Annotated in this window: 19 protein-coding genes; 10 read left to right on the top strand and 9 right to left on the bottom strand. The window is 58.2% G+C overall.

Going from position 1 to position 17,091, the window contains the following annotated elements; translation table 11 throughout:
- Positions 1–168 precede the first annotated feature (168 nt).
- From F8B91_RS07560 to denD, 3 genes are read left to right on the top strand one after another with little or no spacing between them, the layout of a single operon-like run.
- Positions 169–1,209 (top strand): LacI family transcriptional regulator, encoded by a 1,041-nt coding sequence (locus F8B91_RS07560; protein WP_196503101.1) that lies wholly within the window; start codon positions 169–171, stop codon positions 1,207–1,209.
- On the top strand, positions 1,206–2,123 hold the full coding sequence (locus F8B91_RS07565) for a dihydrodipicolinate synthase family protein (RefSeq protein ID WP_196503102.1): 918 nt from the start codon (positions 1,206–1,208) through the stop codon (positions 2,121–2,123). The genes F8B91_RS07560 and F8B91_RS07565 overlap by 4 nt, the downstream gene beginning before the upstream one ends.
- Before the next feature lie 3 nt (positions 2,124–2,126).
- A complete protein-coding gene (denD, locus tag F8B91_RS07570) occupies positions 2,127–3,101 on the top strand; it encodes a D-erythronate dehydrogenase (RefSeq protein WP_196503103.1) in 975 nt (324 codons plus the stop codon).
- A 65-nt stretch (positions 3,102–3,166) separates the two neighbouring features.
- On the opposite strand, the gene F8B91_RS07575 is transcribed toward denD, so the two are convergent.
- The 3 genes from F8B91_RS07575 to ypfJ form a co-directional block, all read right to left on the bottom strand.
- Complete coding sequence (locus F8B91_RS07575; RefSeq protein WP_196503104.1) at positions 3,167–3,445, bottom strand: hypothetical protein; 279 nt, start codon at positions 3,443–3,445, stop codon at positions 3,167–3,169.
- A 98-nt stretch (positions 3,446–3,543) separates the two neighbouring features.
- Entirely contained in the window at positions 3,544–4,956 is a 1,413-nt protein-coding gene (locus F8B91_RS07580) for an undecaprenyl-phosphate glucose phosphotransferase (RefSeq protein WP_196503105.1), read from the bottom strand.
- Positions 4,957–5,097: 141 nt separating this feature from the next.
- Positions 5,098–6,099 (bottom strand): KPN_02809 family neutral zinc metallopeptidase, encoded by a 1,002-nt coding sequence (gene ypfJ, locus F8B91_RS07585; RefSeq protein WP_196503106.1) that lies wholly within the window; start codon positions 6,097–6,099, stop codon positions 5,098–5,100.
- Between the two features lie 97 nt (positions 6,100–6,196).
- On the opposite strand from ypfJ, the gene F8B91_RS07590 reads away from it, so the two are divergent.
- Positions 6,197–7,819 (top strand): NAD+ synthase, encoded by a 1,623-nt coding sequence (locus tag F8B91_RS07590; protein WP_196503107.1) that lies wholly within the window; start codon positions 6,197–6,199, stop codon positions 7,817–7,819.
- On the opposite strand, the gene F8B91_RS07595 is transcribed toward F8B91_RS07590, so the two are convergent.
- Genes F8B91_RS07595 through F8B91_RS07605 form a run of 3 tightly spaced genes read right to left on the bottom strand, consistent with a single transcriptional unit; the run spans position 7,816 to position 9,829 of the window.
- Positions 7,816–8,394, bottom strand: a complete 579-nt coding sequence (locus F8B91_RS07595) for a YdeI/OmpD-associated family protein (RefSeq protein ID WP_196503108.1) — start codon at positions 8,392–8,394, stop codon at positions 7,816–7,818. The genes F8B91_RS07590 and F8B91_RS07595 overlap by 4 nt on opposite strands.
- Before the next feature lie 11 nt (positions 8,395–8,405).
- Positions 8,406–8,789: an MAPEG family protein gene (locus F8B91_RS07600; RefSeq protein ID WP_196503109.1), complete on the bottom strand. Its 384-nt coding sequence runs from the start codon at positions 8,787–8,789 to the stop codon at positions 8,406–8,408.
- A gap of 50 nt (positions 8,790–8,839) precedes the next feature.
- Positions 8,840–9,829: an aldo/keto reductase gene (locus tag F8B91_RS07605; RefSeq protein ID WP_196503110.1), complete on the bottom strand. Its 990-nt coding sequence runs from the start codon at positions 9,827–9,829 to the stop codon at positions 8,840–8,842.
- 97 nt (positions 9,830–9,926) lie between these two features.
- Here F8B91_RS07605 and gltX point away from each other — a divergent pair, with 97 nt between their 5' ends.
- Positions 9,927–11,252: a glutamate--tRNA ligase gene (gene gltX / locus F8B91_RS07610; protein WP_196503111.1), complete on the top strand. Its 1,326-nt coding sequence runs from the start codon at positions 9,927–9,929 to the stop codon at positions 11,250–11,252.
- 18 nt (positions 11,253–11,270) lie between these two features.
- Positions 11,271–11,906 carry a glutathione S-transferase family protein gene (locus F8B91_RS07615; RefSeq protein ID WP_196503112.1) on the top strand — a complete coding sequence of 212 codons (636 nt, stop codon included), beginning with the start codon at positions 11,271–11,273 and terminating at the stop codon, positions 11,904–11,906.
- Here the strand turns inward: F8B91_RS07615 and F8B91_RS07620 are convergent.
- Positions 11,901–12,653: a phosphate/phosphite/phosphonate ABC transporter substrate-binding protein gene (locus F8B91_RS07620; protein WP_196503113.1), complete on the bottom strand. Its 753-nt coding sequence runs from the start codon at positions 12,651–12,653 to the stop codon at positions 11,901–11,903. The genes F8B91_RS07615 and F8B91_RS07620 overlap by 6 nt on opposite strands.
- A gap of 61 nt (positions 12,654–12,714) precedes the next feature.
- On the opposite strand from F8B91_RS07620, the gene F8B91_RS07625 reads away from it, so the two are divergent.
- From F8B91_RS07625 to F8B91_RS07640, 4 genes are all read left to right on the top strand, one after another.
- Positions 12,715–13,635, top strand: coding sequence for a fatty acid desaturase (locus F8B91_RS07625; protein WP_196503114.1), 921 nt, complete (start codon positions 12,715–12,717; stop codon positions 13,633–13,635).
- Positions 13,632–14,324: a glycosyltransferase gene (locus F8B91_RS07630; RefSeq protein ID WP_196503115.1), complete on the top strand. Its 693-nt coding sequence runs from the start codon at positions 13,632–13,634 to the stop codon at positions 14,322–14,324. The genes F8B91_RS07625 and F8B91_RS07630 overlap by 4 nt, the downstream gene beginning before the upstream one ends.
- 166 nt (positions 14,325–14,490) lie before the next feature.
- Complete coding sequence (locus tag F8B91_RS07635) at positions 14,491–14,784, top strand: HU family DNA-binding protein (protein ID WP_196503116.1); 294 nt, start codon at positions 14,491–14,493, stop codon at positions 14,782–14,784.
- A gap of 92 nt (positions 14,785–14,876) precedes the next feature.
- The gene (locus F8B91_RS07640) at positions 14,877–15,272 is read left to right on the top strand and encodes a nuclear transport factor 2 family protein (protein WP_196503117.1); all 396 of its coding nucleotides are present in this window, start codon (positions 14,877–14,879) and stop codon (positions 15,270–15,272) included.
- Here the strand turns inward: F8B91_RS07640 and F8B91_RS07645 are convergent.
- Both F8B91_RS07645 and F8B91_RS07650 read right to left on the bottom strand, forming a co-directional pair.
- Positions 15,269–16,006, bottom strand: a complete 738-nt coding sequence (locus F8B91_RS07645) for a class I SAM-dependent methyltransferase (RefSeq protein WP_196503118.1) — start codon at positions 16,004–16,006, stop codon at positions 15,269–15,271. The genes F8B91_RS07640 and F8B91_RS07645 overlap by 4 nt on opposite strands.
- On the bottom strand, positions 16,006–17,013 hold the full coding sequence (locus F8B91_RS07650; RefSeq protein WP_196503119.1) for a glycosyltransferase family 2 protein: 1,008 nt from the start codon (positions 17,011–17,013) through the stop codon (positions 16,006–16,008). Before F8B91_RS07650 ends, F8B91_RS07645 begins: the two co-directional genes overlap by 1 nt.
- Positions 17,014–17,091 lie beyond the last annotated feature (78 nt).

The following is a 17,091-nucleotide window of genomic DNA, read 5'->3' on the forward strand; positions in this document are numbered from 1 at the left end:
GTTTCCTCCCTTGTCTTATATTGGGTGAACGGACGGTAACGCAGGATTTTTGATTTTGCAACGTTTCAAGAATAATTATTTTGAACTCCAAATTATTGCGCTGCACAATGGTTTTGTGCACTTTTTCTGGACTTGAAACGATTCAGGAAATCAGTAACGTGTCGCCGCATGTCCGAGAAGCCCGATAAACGCCCAACACTCAAGTCACTTGCCGAAATTACCGGCCTGGGCATTTCAACGGTCAGCCAGGCGCTGCGCAACAGCCCCGAAATATCGGCAGAGACAAGGAAGCGCGTGCAGCTTGCCGCGCAGCAGGCGGGTTACCGCCCCAATCGCGCCGGGGTGCGCCTGCGCACCGGAAAGAGCAACGTCATCACGCTGGTGCTCAACCCGCAGGATGGGAGTTCCAGCGAGTTCACCAACCAGGACAACAATTCAGGGTTCTTCGCCAACATTGTTTACGGCATTTCCGAAGCTCTGGCGGGGACGAGCTATCATTTGGTGGTGACGCCCTACTCGCTTTCCGACCCGATGGCACCGATCCGCTATATCGTTGAGACCAACTCAGCTGACGGCGTCATCATCTCGCGCACCGAGCCCAATGATCCGCGGGTGCGCTACATGGTGGAAAACAACATGCCCTTTGCCACGCATGGGCGCACGCAGATGGGCATCGAACACGCCTATTTTGATTTCGATAACGCGGCCTATGCCTATGAGGCAGTGAAACTTCTCAGCGCGAGTGGCCGCAAGCGCCTGGCACTATTTTGCCCGCCGCCGATGCTCACTTACTATCTTCACACGGTGCAGGGATTTGAGCGCGGCCTCGCAGAGACAGGTGCAACGGGCTATTCGATCGGGTCGGTCAGCAGCGATTCTGGCCTGGAAGGATTGCGCGCGGCAGGGTTTGAACTAGCGCACCGCCGCGATGCGCCAGATGGGATCATCTGCACGTCATCCAGCATGGTGATGCCGCTGATCATCGGCATGCGCGACGGCAATAAGGAGATCGGCCGAGATTTTGACCTGGTGGCCAAGCCGCTGAGCGCCCTCATTGCCCTCACCCAGCCCAAGGTCATCGGCATTGACGAGGATTTCCGGATGGCGGGGGGTGCGCTTGGCCGCATGGTGATGGCGCGTATTGCAGGAACCGAGCCAATTGTATTACAAATGCTCGACCAACCAAAAACACTGCGAGGAAACACGTGAAGAAACCCCTGACTGGCATCCTGCCCGTGGCCCCTACCGTTTTCAACGAAGATGGTTCGCTTGATGAGGCCGGCAACCGCCGCGTGATGGACCTTATGGTCGATCAGGGTTCAGATGCGATCTGCATCCTGGCCAATTTCTCTGAACAGTTTGTGATGACCGACGAAGAACGCCGCGTCACTACCGAGCTTTCGCTAAAGCAGGTGAATGGCCGCGTGCCGGTCATCGTCACCTGCTCGCATTTCTCCACCCACATCGCCAGCGCGCGCGCCAAGCATGCGGCCGATCATGGCGCCTCCATGCTGATGCTGATGCCGCCCTATCATGGTGCCGCCTTGCAAGCTGATGAAGGCGCAATGATCGAGCATTTCGCCGCCATCGCCAAGGCATCAGGCCTGCCGATCATGGTGCAGGATGCCCCGCTGTCGGGTGTGAAGCTTTCCGTACCTTTCCTGGTGCGCCTGGCGCAGGAAGTGCCGCTGGTTTCGTATTTCAAGATCGAGGTGGCTTTCGCCGCACAGAAGCTGCGCGACCTGATTGCTGCTGGCGGCAAATCGATCATCGGGCCTTTCGACGGCGAAGAAGGCATTACGTTGATGGCTGATCTGGATGCCGGCGCCACCGGCTCGATGAGCAGCGCCATGATTCCTGATCTGATCAAGCCGGTCATCACTGCGCATCATGGTGGCGACCGCAAGAAGGCCGGAGAGCTGTACAGGGCCATCCTGCCGCTGATCAATTACGAGAACCGGCAATGCGGGTTGCGCTCCGCCAAGGCCGTGATGAAGGAAGGTGGCGTGATCAAGTCTGATCATGTGCGCCATCCGCTTCGCCCCTTGCATCCTGAAACGAGGAAGGGTTTGCTGGAACTGGCGCGCGAGGCAAATCCGCTGGCGTTGCGCTGGGGCAAGTAATCCATGCGCATTCTGATTACCGGTGCGGCCGGCATGATCGGCCGCAAGCTGGTCACTCGGCTGCTGAAAGACGGCAAGCTGCGCGGACAGGCGATCAAAGCCATTGAACTCGTGGACGTGGTGGCGGCGGAATGGCCGCATTCCACCATCACGCTCAATGCACATGTGGGCGATCTGGCCGAGCCTGATTTCGTCGAAAAGCTGGTGGCCACCAAGCCTGACGCGATCTTCCATCTGGCTGGCATCGTGTCGGGCGAGGCAGAGGCCAATTTCGAACTGGGCTACCGCGTCAACATGGATGGCGGGCGCCTGTTGTTTGAAGGCCTGCGCAAAGCCAAGCAAACCCCGCGGGTGGTGTTCACCTCGTCGATTGCGGTGTTCGGTGCGCCCTTCCCGGCGGTGATCCCGGATGATTTCCATCTTACGCCGCTCACTTCCTACGGCGCGCAGAAGGCGATGGAAGAATTGCTGCTGGCGGATTATACCCGCAAAGGTTTCTTCGACGGGATTGGCATCCGCCTGCCCACCATCTGCGTGCGCCCCGGCAAGCCCAACAAGGCGGCATCTGGATTTTTCTCCAACATCATCCGCGAGCCGCTGGTGGGCGTCGAAGCGGTGCTGCCGGTGCCGCGCGATGTGGTGCATACCCATGCCAGCCCCAGCTCCGCTATCGGCTTCCTCATTCACGCAGCAGAGATTGACGGCAAGCTGGTTGGCCCGCGGCGCAACCTGACCATGCCCGGCGTTGGCGTGAGCGTGCAGGAGCAGATCGATTCTCTGAGGCGCATCGCCGGCGACAAGGTGGTGGCGCTGATCAAGGAAGTGCCCGATCAAACCATCGGCACCATCGTTTCCGGCTGGCCGACGCGGTTCGAAGCCAAACGCTCGCGCGATCTTGGCTTCGTGGCTGAGAAGAATTTCGACGAAATCATCCAGGCGCATATCAATGCGGAGCTGGGCGGGAAGTTGAGCGCCTAGGAAGAGCCCAAACAAAAAGGGCGCCCCTTGCGGCGCGCCCTTCTCGAAATCAATTGAGCAGAAACTTAGCTCTGGGCGCCCATCTTGCTCTTGATGAAACCGACGATGAGCGTCAGGACGATGCCGCCAACAGCGCTACCAAGAGCGTTGCTGAGCAGCGGGCCGAGCTGCGATTCAATCATTGGCAGAACCAAGGGGAGCAGCGCACCGCCACCCAAGCCACCCACGCCGCCGGCAACGGTGTTGCCAATCGGACCAAGGCTCGTGTTCTTGGCAGCAGCACCCGCAGCGTTACCACCAACAGCACCTGCGATCACCTGGGTGATCAGTGAAGTGAAATCCATTTTAGTTGCCTCCCTCAAATGGCGCAACATGCGCCCGGCGGTTGGCTTGTAGCACTTCAGCGTGCAATCACCAAGTGGGTGCACGCCGGGTGTGGAGATCAGTAGGCGTTTTCGCTCCTGAGCAAAGCAAACGGCGTCTTGAACAGGATGTAGAAATCCAGGCCCAGCGACCAGCGGTCAATATACTCAAGATCGTGCTTTACGCGCTGGGCGATCTTCTCAACCGTATCGGTCTCACCGCGCCAACCATTGATCTGGGCCCAGCCGGTAATGCCGGGGCGCACTTTGTGGCGAGCGAAATAGCCATCCACCACCTGGTCATAGAGGCCACCTGCCGCCTTGGCCTGAGTAGCATGCGGGCGCGGGCCCACCAGTGCCAGTTGGCCCTTCAACACGTTGAACAGTTGTGGCAGCTCATCCAATGATGTCTTGCGGATGATGCGACCCACTGAGGTGACGCGCGGATCACCCTTGGTGACCAGCTTGGCCGCATTGGCATCGCCCTGATCGACATACATTGAGCGGAACTTGTAAACTTCGATCAGCTCATTGTTGAAGCCATAGCGCTTCTGCTTGAAGATCGCTGGGCCCTTGCTTTCGATCCGCACCGCCAGTGCCACGCAGCCCATGACAGGTGAAAGACAGATGATCGCGCACAGTGCAATGAGGCGGTCAATCTGGTTTTTCAGGAACTCGTTCCAATGGCTGAGCGGGCGGTCGAACACAGCCAGCAATGGCAATTCACCCAGATAATCATAGGCGCGCGGGCTGAGCTTCAATTGCGCCGACTGGCCGGAGACTCGGATATCCACCGGCAATTCCCAGATGCTTTTGAGGATCTGCATCAGGCGCAATTCAGCCGAAATCGGGATGGCCACGATGATGAGATCCACCGGATTGTCGCGGTGAAAGGCGGCGAGATCGGCAATCTTGCCGAGCTTCTTGTATTTGCGCACTGAGGCTGGGCTGCGCTTATCCGTGCGGTCATCGAACAGGCCGACAATATCGAATTCCAGGCTCTTTGAACGTTCGAGTGTGTTGATGGCATCTTCAGCCGCCTTGCCGCCGCCCACAATGGCGATGCGGCGTGCCAGCTTGCCGCCACCGCTGGCACCCTTGAACAGGCCCAGGAAGAACAGACGCGAAGCCAGCACATAGGCAAAGCAGCCCGCGCACCACAGCGGCAGCCAGGGCCGGATGAAGGCCACATCGGCAAAGCGCACGGCGCAGGCGACGATCAATGTTGAGACCGCAATGACCAGGAAGGTCTTGATGATCGACATTGTCGGTTTGGTCAGGCTGGTGGGCTCATAGAGCTTGAAGCTGCGCACGCACAGCGTAGCGATGAAAATCGCAGCGAGCGACTGGAAGCCGACAATGACGGGGGCTTGCGGATTATTGGATTGAACCAGCAGCGTGCTGAGAATGAAGTTGAACGGAATGAGCACCAAGAGGTCGAGACCCTTCAAGAGGCGCATCGCCACTTCACGGTCCAGGTAACGCTTCCTCATTCCATACCCCACGGATTTGAATCAAATTTTCCGATTTATGGGGCGAAGATGGAGTCTGGAGTCTTAATTGCAGCGTGAACGGCCCGCCGGCGCGGGCGAATCCGGCAGGCTTGCTTAATGAAGGCTGAAGATCGCGAGGAGTTACAAGCTGCTCGTATTGAACGTGTTGCAATCATCCAGCGACTTGGCCGCCATGCCTTGCTTGAACCATTTTACGCGCTGCGCAGAAGTGCCGTGAGTAAAGCTGTCGGGCACTGCATAGCCCTGATTGGCTTTCTGCAAATGGTCATCACCAATCTGGCTGGCGGCGTTCAAGGCTTCCTCGACGTCACCGCTTTCCAGAATATGCGACTCAGCATCGGCCTCTGAAGCCCAAATGCCCGCATAGCAATCCGCCTGCAGCTCAAGCTTCACAGACAAATGGTTCGCGTCAGTCTGTGAGGAGCGCTGTTGGGCCTGTTCCACCTTGTCGGAAATGCCGAGCAGGTTCTGCACATGGTGGCCCACTTCATGCGCCACCACATATGCCTGGGCAAAATCGCCCGGTGCGCCCAGCTTGTCCTTCATCTCCTGATAAAAGGCGAGATCGATGTAAACTTTTTGATCGGCCGGGCAATAGAACGGCCCCATGGATGATTGCGCCGTGCCGCAGCCCGACTGGGTAAAGTTGCTGAAAATCTTTAGCGTGGGGGCTTTGTATTGCTGGCCCATCTGCGAGAAAATCTTGGACCACACGTCTTCGGTGGACGCCAGAACCTTGGATACGAAAACCTTGCCCGGATCGCCGCCCGCAGCCTGGCCCGAAGCCGTGCCGCCCTTGGCGATGCCGGCATCATCTGGCTGGGTTTGAAGGGTGGTCGTCTGGTCCGGCAGCGAGATGCCGCCGCCGCCGCCATTCACGAAGTTGATCAAGTCAACGCCGGTGAAAATCTTGATGCCGAAATAGAGCACGGCCAGAATGATAATGCCGCGGAAACCGATGGTCCGGAACAGCAAGGGCAGCAACATGCCGATGACACCGCCGCCCATTCCGCCGCCACCACCGCCCATGCCCGATGAGCCGCCGCCCGGAAAGCCAAAGCCGCCGCCTTCGCCGCGGGCATCTTCCACATTTGAACTTTCGCGCTGGTTATCGAGACGCATGAGCCTATTCCTTTGTTGCGCTTGAATTTGGCGTTGAAGCAGCCGAATTGCAAGGCAGTTGTGCAATCAATTGTACAGCAGCTATGACAGAAAAATCATGACCGACACGCTCACCATCGCCCTGGCCCAACTCAACCCGACCGTGGGTTCAGTTTCCGCCAATCTTGCCAAAGCGAAAGCCACGGTTGAGGCGCTAGGCACTGTCGATTTGGTGTTGTTTCCGGAGCTCTATATTTCGGGCTATCCGCCGGAAGACCTGGTGTTGCGGCCCTCGTTCATTGCGGCTTGCAAAGAGGCTGTCGAGGAATTGGCCGCGGCATTTCCAAACGGCCCCGCAATGTTGATGACCTTGCCATGGCGCGAGGGCGACAAGCTGCACAATGCCGTGGCCTATCTGAACGGCGGCAAGATCGAGACGCTGCGTTTCAAATTCGATCTGCCGAATTATGGCGTGTTCGATGAGAAGCGCGTGTTCCAGCCGGGCCCTGCGCCGGGGCCCATCAACATCAGGGGCGTGCGTATCGGCGTGCCGATCTGCGAAGACATATGGACGAGCGAGACTTGCGAAACACTGGCCGAAACGGGCGCTGAAATTCTGCTCTCACCCAATGGCTCGCCGTTTGAGCGCAACAAGGATGATGTGCGCCTGAACCTCAGTGTGGCGCGCGTGACGGAAACCGGCCTGCCCCTGGTCTATCTCAACCAAGTCGGCGGGCAGGATGAGTTGGTATTTGACGGCGCGTCTTTCGTGCTGAATGGCGATCGCTCGCTCGCACTGCAGATGCCGATGTTTGAAGAAGCGGTGGCGATCACCCATTGGCACCGCTCGACCCACGGTTGGTCGATGAAGAAGGGTGAGATCACCCGCCTGCCTGAACTCGAAGAAGAGACATGGAAAGCCTGCGTGTTGGGCTTGCGCGATTACGTCAATAAGAACCGCTTTCCCGGCGTGGTGCTGGGCCTTTCTGGCGGCATCGACTCTGCGGTGGTTGCCGCGATGGCGGTCGATGCGCTGGGCAAGGACCGCGTGCATTGCGTGATGCTGCCTTATGCTTACACGAGCAAGGACAGCTTGGTCGATGCAGAGCAATGCGCCAAGCTGCTGGGCGTGCGCTATGACGTGGTGCCGATCAAGGAGCCGGTGGAAGGTTTTCTCTCCACGCTGCAACCGGTCTTCGCCGGCAAGAAGGCCGATGTTGCCGAAGAGAATATCCAGTCGCGCGCGCGCGGTGTGATCCTGATGGCGATTTCCAACAAGTTCGGTGCGATGGTACTGACCACCGGCAACAAGAGCGAAATGAGTGTCGGCTACGCCACGCTTTATGGTGACATGAATGGCGGCTTTAACCCGATCAAGGATATCTACAAGATCGAGGTGTATCGCCTGGCCGCGTGGCGCAACACGCAAGGCTTCGTGATTCCGGAACGCATCATCACCAAGGCCCCCACGGCGGAATTGCGAGAGAACCAGAAAGATCAGGATTCGCTGCCGCCTTACGAGGTGCTGGATGATATTCTACAGGGCCTTGTGGAGAAGGAGCAGCCCATCGCCGAAATCGTATCGCGCGGGCATGATCTGGCTCTGGTGAAGCGCATCCAGCATCTGCTCTATGTGGCCGAATATAAGCGGCGGCAATCAGCGCCAGGTGTGAAGATCACCCGCAAGAATTTCGGGCGCGATCGCCGGTACCCGATTACCAATGGATTCAGGGACGTTTAGTCCAACAAACCCCTGCCCTTCATGATCATGGTTGCTGCCTTGGCGACGCGGTCTTCGCGCGTCTTGGATTGCTTTGCGCTTGAGAAATGGATCAGATAAGCGCGCTGCCTTCCAGGCGTGAGCGCTTCGAAGGCCTTTCTCAGCGCGGGCTTTTTATTCATCGCCGCCTTGAATTCCGCCGGCATGTTGAATTCGACGGTGCGCTTCATCTCGACCTTGGCGCCGGATTTTTCGATTTCTATGGCGTCCTGAATGTAGGCGTTCAGCGCGCGTTCCAGCTGCGCCACTTCACCCATATTGGTGAAGCGGATTTGGCGGGCGGATTGCACGTTTTCCGTCTGCTGGATGAGGATGCCGTTTGGGTCCTTCATCAGCGCTCCTTTGAAGAACAGCAACGCGAAATATTCCTTGAAGCCATGGATGAGGACCACGTTGCGGCCCTCCAGCGTGTAACAGGGCTGGCCCCATTTCAGCACTTCATTGAGTCCGCTGGCGAGGCACAGCTTCTGCAAACGCGCGAGTTCAGCGCTCCACTTCTTGTCACCCGCAATACGGGCATCGACTTTCGGATCCATGACGATAGTGCTTAGTAGCCCGCCAGCCTTGCCAGGATCATCAACAAGCCGACCACGCCCACACCCCAGCAGAGGGTGCGCACATATTTGATGCCCATTATGTACATCGGCAGATAGATGATGCGCGCGATGATCCAGATGGTGGCGCCCAGGCCACCGGTATGCTGGGTGGCGATCAGCGCCAGATCCAGCGCCACGAAGGGCACGAGGTTTTCGATGTAATTGGCCAAAGCACGATCAGCGCGGCCGAAGGCGAGACCTTTTGGCGTTGGCGCCTTGTCGCGCGGGGTGAACAGAAAATCATCACCAAATTCGGCACGTGCAGTGAAGGCCTGGGTCAGCACATGCGCCAGCCACAGGACCACGGCGATTTCCAGACAGAGCAATTCAGACATGTTTCATCCCTCACTTTTCCTGTGAGGTCACTCTACACTGAATTGGCCCCTCAGCAATATTGCTCTACGCCCGCCTGCTGGCTCTCATTGTAGCGATGGCCATGCGACCAGCCGGCGGGCAGCAGGCGGTTGATTTCGCCCATGTCTTCAGCGGTCAATTTGATTGACGAGGCCGCAGCATTGCGGGCCAGATGGGCGGAGGTGCGGGTGCCGGGGATCGGGATGATATGTGGCGCACGGGCCAGAACCCAAGCCAGGGCCAGCGCCTCGGTGGTCCAGCCCCGGCTGTTGGCGAAGCGGCGGAAGGCTTCAATGCGCGTTGCGTTGCGCGGCCAGTTGTCATCCGACAGGCGCGGCATTTGCAGGCGCCAATCACTGGCGGGCAGTGCCTTGGGATCGAACACCGCATCTGCCAGCGTGCCGCGCGCCAAGGGTGAGAAAGCCACCAAGGCGGTGCCGTGACGCGCGCAAGCCTCGATCATGCCGAGTTCCGGCTGCCTGGCCCAGAGCGAATATTCATTCTGCACGGCGCGCACATGATGCAGTTTTGATGCGCGTTCCAGGGAGGCCGGCGAGATTTCGGAAAAGCCCATGCCGCCGATCTTGCCTTCCTTGATGAAGGTCTGCAGCGTGCCCGCCACATCTTCAATCGGCACGGCCTGCTCGCGGCGGTGGATGTAATAGAGATCGACATGATCTACGCCGAGGCGTTTCAGTGAGCCTTCGATGCAATCGCGCAGGAATTTGTCATTGTTGATGATGGCGCGCGGATTGGTCTGGATGCCGCCCTTGGTGGCGATGGAAAATTGCTTGCGCGCCGCCGGATTCTTCTTGAGATAGGCCCCGAGCACTTCTTCAGATGTGTGCGGGCCATAGATCAGCGCGGTGTCGATATGGGTGACGCCCAGTTCCAGCGCCTTGTCCAATGCCTTGTGGCTTTCCTCGACATTGGTGGGACCGAAAATGCCGCCGAAGCTCATGGCGCCAAAGCCTACTTCGCCGACCATCGGCCCGCCCTTGCCCAACATTCTCTGTTTCATGTGATGATTTTCCTTTGGAAATCCTCTTAGCAGCCAGGGTGCGCCCATGCCAATTTTTGATGGCATTCTTGACGCATGGACATTCCGCCGCTAGCGCATGGCCATGGCTCCCATCGTCCGCTTCGCGCCCTCCCCCACCGGCCGCATCCATATCGGCAATGCCCGCGCGGCCTTGCTCAACTGGCTTTTTGCGCTGAAACATGGCGGGCAATTCATCCTGCGCTATGACGACACCGATGTGGCGCGTTCCACCCAGGAATTCGCTGATGGCATCGCTACCGATGTGGCCTGGCTGGGGATCAAGCCGTCACGGGTTGAATGGCAGAGCAAGCGCTTCGGCCGCTACGACGAAGTGGCTGCTGATCTGAAGGCGCGTGGCTTTCTTTATGCCTGCTATGAAACCGCCGACGAGCTGGACCGCCGCCGCAAGCGCCAGCAGGCGCGCGGCCTGCCGCCCGTCTATGACCGCGCAAGCCTGAAGCTCACGCCTGATGAAATTGTCTCTTTCGAAAAAGAGGGCCGCAAGCCGCATTGGCGTTTCAAGCTGGCGCAGAAGCCCGTCGAATGGAATGACCTGATCCGGGGGCCGGTGCATATCGACACGGCCACGCTGTCTGATCCCGTGCTGATCCGCGAGGACGGCACCTATCTCTACACATTGCCGTCCGTGATCGACGATATTGATTTTGCCGTCACGCATGTCATTCGTGGCGAAGACCATGTGGTGAATACCGCCGCGCAAATTGAAATCTCCCGCGCCATCAATGGTACGATACCGGAATATGCTCATTACAGCTTGCTGAATGGCGCTGATGGCAAGGGGCTTTCCAAGCGGCTAGGCTCACTTTCGATCCAGTCGTTCCGTGATGAGGGTCTGGAGGCGATGGCCGTGGTCAGCCATGCCGCGCTGCTGGGCACGTCTGATAATATTCATCCGTGCGCAGATTATAAGGAGCTTGTGGATAACTTTGACCTGTCGAAACTCTCGCGTGCCCCGGCGCGTTTTGACGAGGCCGAACTCAAGGTCCTGAACGCCAAGCTGCTGCACATGTTGCCCTGGGATGCGGTGAAAGACCGCCTGCCCTTCGGTTCCGAACCCTTCTGGCTGGCGGTGCGCGGCAATATTGAAAAGCTTTCCGATGCCAAAGCCTGGCATGACGTGATCACGCAGGACATCAAGGTTTTGGTCGCCGATGAGGAGAAGGATTTCATTGCGACTGCGCGCGGATCACTGCCGCCCGAACCTTGGGATGCGGGCACCTGGAAGGCCTGGACAGAGATTGTAAAAAGCGACACGGGCCGCAAGGGAAAAGCACTTTTCATGCCGCTGCGCCTGGCGCTCACCGGACTCGACCATGGGCCAGAACTGGCAGCCTTGTTGCCGTTGATCGGCCGCGAAAAGGCGCTTGCCCGGCTCACCTGACAGGCGCAACATCGGGGCATGATCTTGATTGGCCAATATGACTCTCCCTTCGTGCGCCGCGTGGCGGTGACGCTGCATCATTATCACATGCCCTTTGAGCGCAAGCCGCTGTCAGTCTTTGGCGACAAGAAGGAAGTGCAGGCGATCAACCCGCTGCTGCGCGTGCCCATCCTCATTCTGGAAGATGGCGAAGTGCTGGTCGATTCCGGCTGCATTATTGATTATCTGAATGAGCGCGCTGGCCCTGCCCGGTCGATGACGCCGGCACATGGGTCAGACCGGCGGCGCGTGCTGCAGGCTTGTGCCATTTCCACCGGCATTTCCGACAAGACGGTGGCGTTGTATTTCGAGCGGCATTTCCATGAGGAAGCCCAAGTCAGCGCCAATCTGGACAAGCGCCTGTCATCGCAGATCAAGACGGCTTTGGATGCGCTTGAACATCAATGCGGCACGCCTTGGTTTTTTGATAACAGCATGACACAGGCTGATGTGACCATCGGCTGCATGATCAGCCATGTGAAATTGCGCCTGCCGGAATTCTTCCCCGCCGACAAGTATCCCAAGCTGCACGCCCTTTCGCGCCATTGCGAAATGCGCGAGGAGTTTGATGCGGCGCGCATCGGCAGCAACGAGACAGTGCCGAAGAAACTATAAAGTCGCCTCCAGCGCCGGGATCACGTCATAGGCGCCGTCCGGCAGCACGCTCACATCTTTCAGGAAAAGCTTTTCGCGCACGGCCTGCAGCGAAGGATCGGCGAAAGCTGCCTGTAATCCTGCTCTCAATTTACCCACATCTCCCGCACGGGTGACATAGGGCAAGGCCGGTACTTGCGGCGAGCGGGCAATCTCCACCAGCCCTTCCAGCAGGTCAGGCCGGTAGCGCCTTGCCATCGCCACGCAAACGGCATCGGTGGCGCAGACATCGGCTTCACCCTTTTGAACCGCAGCAAGTGAAGCGACATGCGCGCCTGACATCAGCGGCGGAGCGAAGAAGGTTTTCCAGTCACCGCCCGGCGCAAAGGCGAGCCGTAACGCCAGCATGCCCGACATCGAATCCATGCTGTTGATCGCTGGCCTTGCCCCGCGCAACGCCATCAATTCCACCTTTTCGCGCGCGAAGATGAAGCTTGAATAGGAGCCCGGCCCGCAACCCGGCGCGCCATAAGTGGGCGTGGCGACGTAGTTCAGAACGCCGTTGAATTCGTGAGTGAAGGGATAGCCGCAAGTTTGGCTGAAGAACAAATGTGGATCGCACCAGCTGTCGCTGAATGCACCGCCACGTTGCAATTCACTTGAGGTGCCCAGATGGCGAGCAAGGCCGGTCCAAAATTCGTTTGTTGCATCACGAACTTCCGGCCAGTCATACATCGGGAGGGAGTTGAGCGGAGATGCGACAATCATTTAACAGTGGGTCTCTTGTGGAAACAGGCCCGCACCATATAGATATCGCACAAGACACCAAATGCCAAAATTCGACTCCACATTTTTTGCCCGCCTTGAATGGCCCACGATTGGCCTGATCGCGCTGACCTATGTGGTCATAGGGTCGCTGGTCTGGTTTCACGCCTCGCTACCCTGGTGGGTGATCTTGCCGCTGGGGGCCTATGCCGCCTGCTTGCATTCCTCGCTGCAGCATGAAGTGCTGCACGGCCACCCCACCCGCTCGCGCTACATCAATGAAGCCCTCATCTTCATCTCGCCGCAGCTCTGGTTGCCCTATGGCCGCTACCGCGACCTGCATCTGGCGCATCACAATGACATGAACCTGACTTGCCCGGTGCGCGATCCGGAATCCTATTATGTGCTGCCCGACAATTGGGATCATGTGGCGGGATGGAAGAAATCGCTCTACCGATTCAACAATACTTTATTTGGCCGCATGCTGATCGGTCCGCTGGTCAGCATCATCCAGTTCTGGTCGCAGGAATTCATGGAGATGGGCAAGGGCCGTGTCGATGGCAGCGGCTGCTGGTTCAAATTTGCGATTTCAACCGCGCTCGTGCTGGCCTTCGTCCATTGGTGCGGCATGCCCATCTGGCAATATATCCTGCTCATCGCCTATCCTTCGATTTCGCTGGCGCTGGTGCGCTCCTATTGCGAGCATCAGGCGGCGGAGGATGTGGGCCACCGCACAATCATTGTGGAAGCTTCGCCCTTCTGGGCGCTGCTGTTCCTCAACAATAATCTGCATATCGCGCATCACGAGCGGCCCAGCACCGCATGGTACAAGCTGCCGGAATTCTATGCGGCGGAAAAGCAGCGCATCCTTCAGCGCAATGGCCATTATCTGAAGATGGGCTATGGCGCGATTTTCCGGGCCTATCTTTTCACGGCCAAGGAAGAAGTGGCGCATCCCAATTTGAGCTGGCTGAAGCCCAAGTGACGCCTGACTTCAGCGTTATCATCCCCACGCGCAACCGCGAGCATTTTTTGCAGGAAGCCGTGGCCAGCGTGTTGGCGCAGGAGAAGGCAAGCCTTGAGCTGCTGGTGGTGAATGACGGTGATCCGCTGACCACCAGCTTCAGCGATCCGCGCGTCGGCGTGCTCGATAATCACAAGCGCACCGCTGTACCGGCCCGCAATCTTGGCGTCGAAAACGCGCGCGGCAAATACATTGCGTTTCTGGATGATGATGACTGGTGGATTGACCGGCAGCATCTCGCCAAGGCGTTCAACGCTTTCACCGCGCACCGCGAATTTTATTTTGCCGATGGCACGATGATGTTTCCGGATGGAACGCAAAAGCCCTTCAACCGCAGCGCCAATGCTGCGTCGCTGGAAAAGGACAATACGATCCTGATTTCTGCCGTCTGCTATGTGAAAAGCATGCACGGCACGTTGGGCCGCTTTGATGAATCCATTCCCTTCTATTGGGATTGGGATTGGTATCTCCGGGTGGCGCGCGGCGGCTACCGCTTCTTTCACCAGCGCGATCCCGCAGTGGCCATCCGCGTGCATGAAGGCAACATGTCATCGCAGAACGAGATACCACGCCGCGCCAATTTATCGGCGCTGGAAGCCAAACATCACCTCGCCCCCATCCCCCTCAAGAGCCATGTGGACTTTGTGTAAAGGCCCGGTTTGAGGGGCTTTTTGGCCTCCGAATCAGAGTTCGGCGCAGTTTTCAAGGGTTTTTTGCACTGCAAGACGATAAAACAGCGTAAAATAAGGGTTTTCAGCATGTACTTCGCGAGCTATTTTGACCCTCGACTTGATTCGCCAACCGAAGGAGAAAACCATGGCTGATGAAAAGATTGTGACCGTTGCGTTGTCGAAGATCGCTGCCGATCTTGCCGAGAAGCATGAAATGTCGAAGAAGGCCAGCGCGGCATTCCTCGCTGATTTCATCGACCTGACTGTCAAGAACCTGAAGAAGGGCGCCAAGGTTCGCGTCACTGGCCTCGGCATTTTCCAGGTTAAGAAGCGTCCGGCCCGCCTCGGCCGCAACCCGCTCACGGGTGAGCAGATCAAGATCAAGGCTTCCAAGAAGCTGGCCTTCCGCGCCGCCAAGGAAGTCAAGGAATCGATCTAATCTTTTCGGGATTGGTTTGACGAAAGCCCCGCCCTTGCGCGGGGCTTTTATTTTGCGTGTAGTGCTCTTTCAAAAAGGGTGAGGGCGCCGGCATGACCATTGAAGATGTATTGCGAGAGAAGTTCGAAGAGGCGAACAGGCATTTTGTCACGCGGGACATGAAGCTGGTGGACTTGTTTTGGGCTGGCGGGAGCTTCTGCCTTTATGGTTCGGAGGCCGATGAAGCCGATGAGACCCGGGAAGAACTGCACCGGCACGTGGCTGCAATGTTCGCCAAGCCCTATATCGTGAGTTTTCGCTTCGGGAAGATCAGCGCCGACCAGCATGGTGACATGGCCTGGGCCAATGCGCAGGCGGTGCTGGAGGTCACCTATCCGGACCGCAAGGTTGAGACGCCATACCGGCTTTTTGCCTTGTTTCAGCAGATCGGTGGCGTTTGGCACTGGCGGGTGTTCAGCGGTTCTGAGCCCGCGGCACCGCCCGCCTAGCGGCGGCGGCGCTGCGCCACCGCCATCAGCGACACACCAACAGGCAAGGGAATGCGCGTGGCAAAGCCTGCTTCTGCGCCGAAGACAAGCTTCAGCATGAAATTGGTGAAGCGGCCCGGCATGGCATCATCAGCTGATTCAGCCAGGCCCAATTGCTTGCGCGCCAGCCTGAGGCCGGCAATCAGAGGGAACAGCAGGGAATTGAAATAGGATACGTTGACTGGCTCCAACCCCGCCTTGCGCAGGGCCTCATTGAGCGAGGTCTTGGTGTAGCGACGGAAGTGATGATGGGTTTCATCATGCTTGCTCCACAGCCATGGAAGCGCCGGCACCGTCATGATCAGGCGACCGCCCGGCGCCAGTCTTTCACCCAGAGAATGCAGGCTTTCGACATCCTGCTCGACATGCTCGATCACATCGAATGCGGTAACCACGTCAAACGATCCGGCACGGTAGGGAATCTGATCGGGCAGCATGCCAGACTTCACATTGATGGGCATTTTGGCCTGCGCGATGCTGCGGGCCTCGGCATCCAGCTCAAAAGCCTCCAGCTGGCCAAAGCGCGATAGCATGGCGAGGTTGCCACCCGTGCCACAGCCTGCCTCCAGCACGCGAAGGTTTTTCTTGCGTGGCGCAAACCGGTTGATGGCTGAAGCGATGATCTTGCGCCTGGCCACAAACCACCAATGCTGGCCTTCAAGCTGATCAAGGCGCTGATAGACACTGCGATCCATTATCGTTGCTCCATTTTGGGGGTGGCGGGCTCTAGCCCTAAGCTCTCGCGCACGAGATAGAGGGGGCGGTTGCGCACTTCATTGTAAATGCGGCCGACATATTCACCGAGGATTCCGGTGGCGATGATGTTGATCGAACCCAGGATGAGCACAGTCACCATCAAGCTGGCGTAACCCGGCACGGGGTTGCCATAGAGCGCGGTGCGCAGCACCAGCCACAGGGCATAAAAAATCGAAAACAGGCCGAGCGCTACGCCAAAATAGGTCCAGATGCGCAATGGCATTGTCGATGACGCAGTGAGGCCATCGAGTGCAAAATTCCACAATTTCCAATAGCGCCACTTGGTGGTGCCGGCGGCGCGCGCTTCGCGGCTGTAATCAATGCCGGTCTGCTTGAAGCCCACCCAGGCAAACAGCCCTTTCATGAAGCGGGTCTTCTCGGGCAAGGCCTGCAAGGCGGAGACAACCCTGCGGTCCATCAGGCGGTAATCGCCCACATTGTCAGGGATGCGCACATCGGCGATCCAGTTGTGGATGCGGTAAAACCAGTTTGCCGACAGGCGCTTTTGCGTATCATCCACATCGCGCGAGATGCGGCGGGCATAGACCACGTCAAAACCCTCGCGCCATTTGGCGACCATTTCGGGGATCAGTTCCGGCGGGTCCTGCAGATCGGCATCGATGGGAATGACGGCGCGGCCACGGGCATAATCGAGACCGGCGGACAGTGAGATATCCTTGCCGAAATTGCGCGAAAGACTCAAAACCTTGATGCGCGCATCTTTGGCGTGCTGCTGCTCAAGCGCAGGCAGAGTGCGGTCTGACGAACCATCATCGATGCAGACAACTTCATAGTCTTCGGTGACTTTGCGCAGAATGGGGATCAGCCGGGCGAAAAAGCCTTCAACGCCCTCTTCCTCATTGAACATGGGCACAATGAGCGACAACAAGGGCGCTGGTCGATCGGTGGCGCGGCGGCGCGGCACTATGGGAACTGATTTACGCATGCAAACAGGCCCGTTCTAAGCGCCCGGCAGTTAATTTTCCGTGCGGCGCGAGCGGCTTGGCGGCGCTTCCATGGTTAA

The sequence above is a fragment of the Aestuariivirga litoralis genome (genome assembly GCF_015714715.1).
Lineage (GTDB): Bacteria > Pseudomonadota > Alphaproteobacteria > Rhizobiales > Aestuariivirgaceae > Aestuariivirga > Aestuariivirga litoralis_A.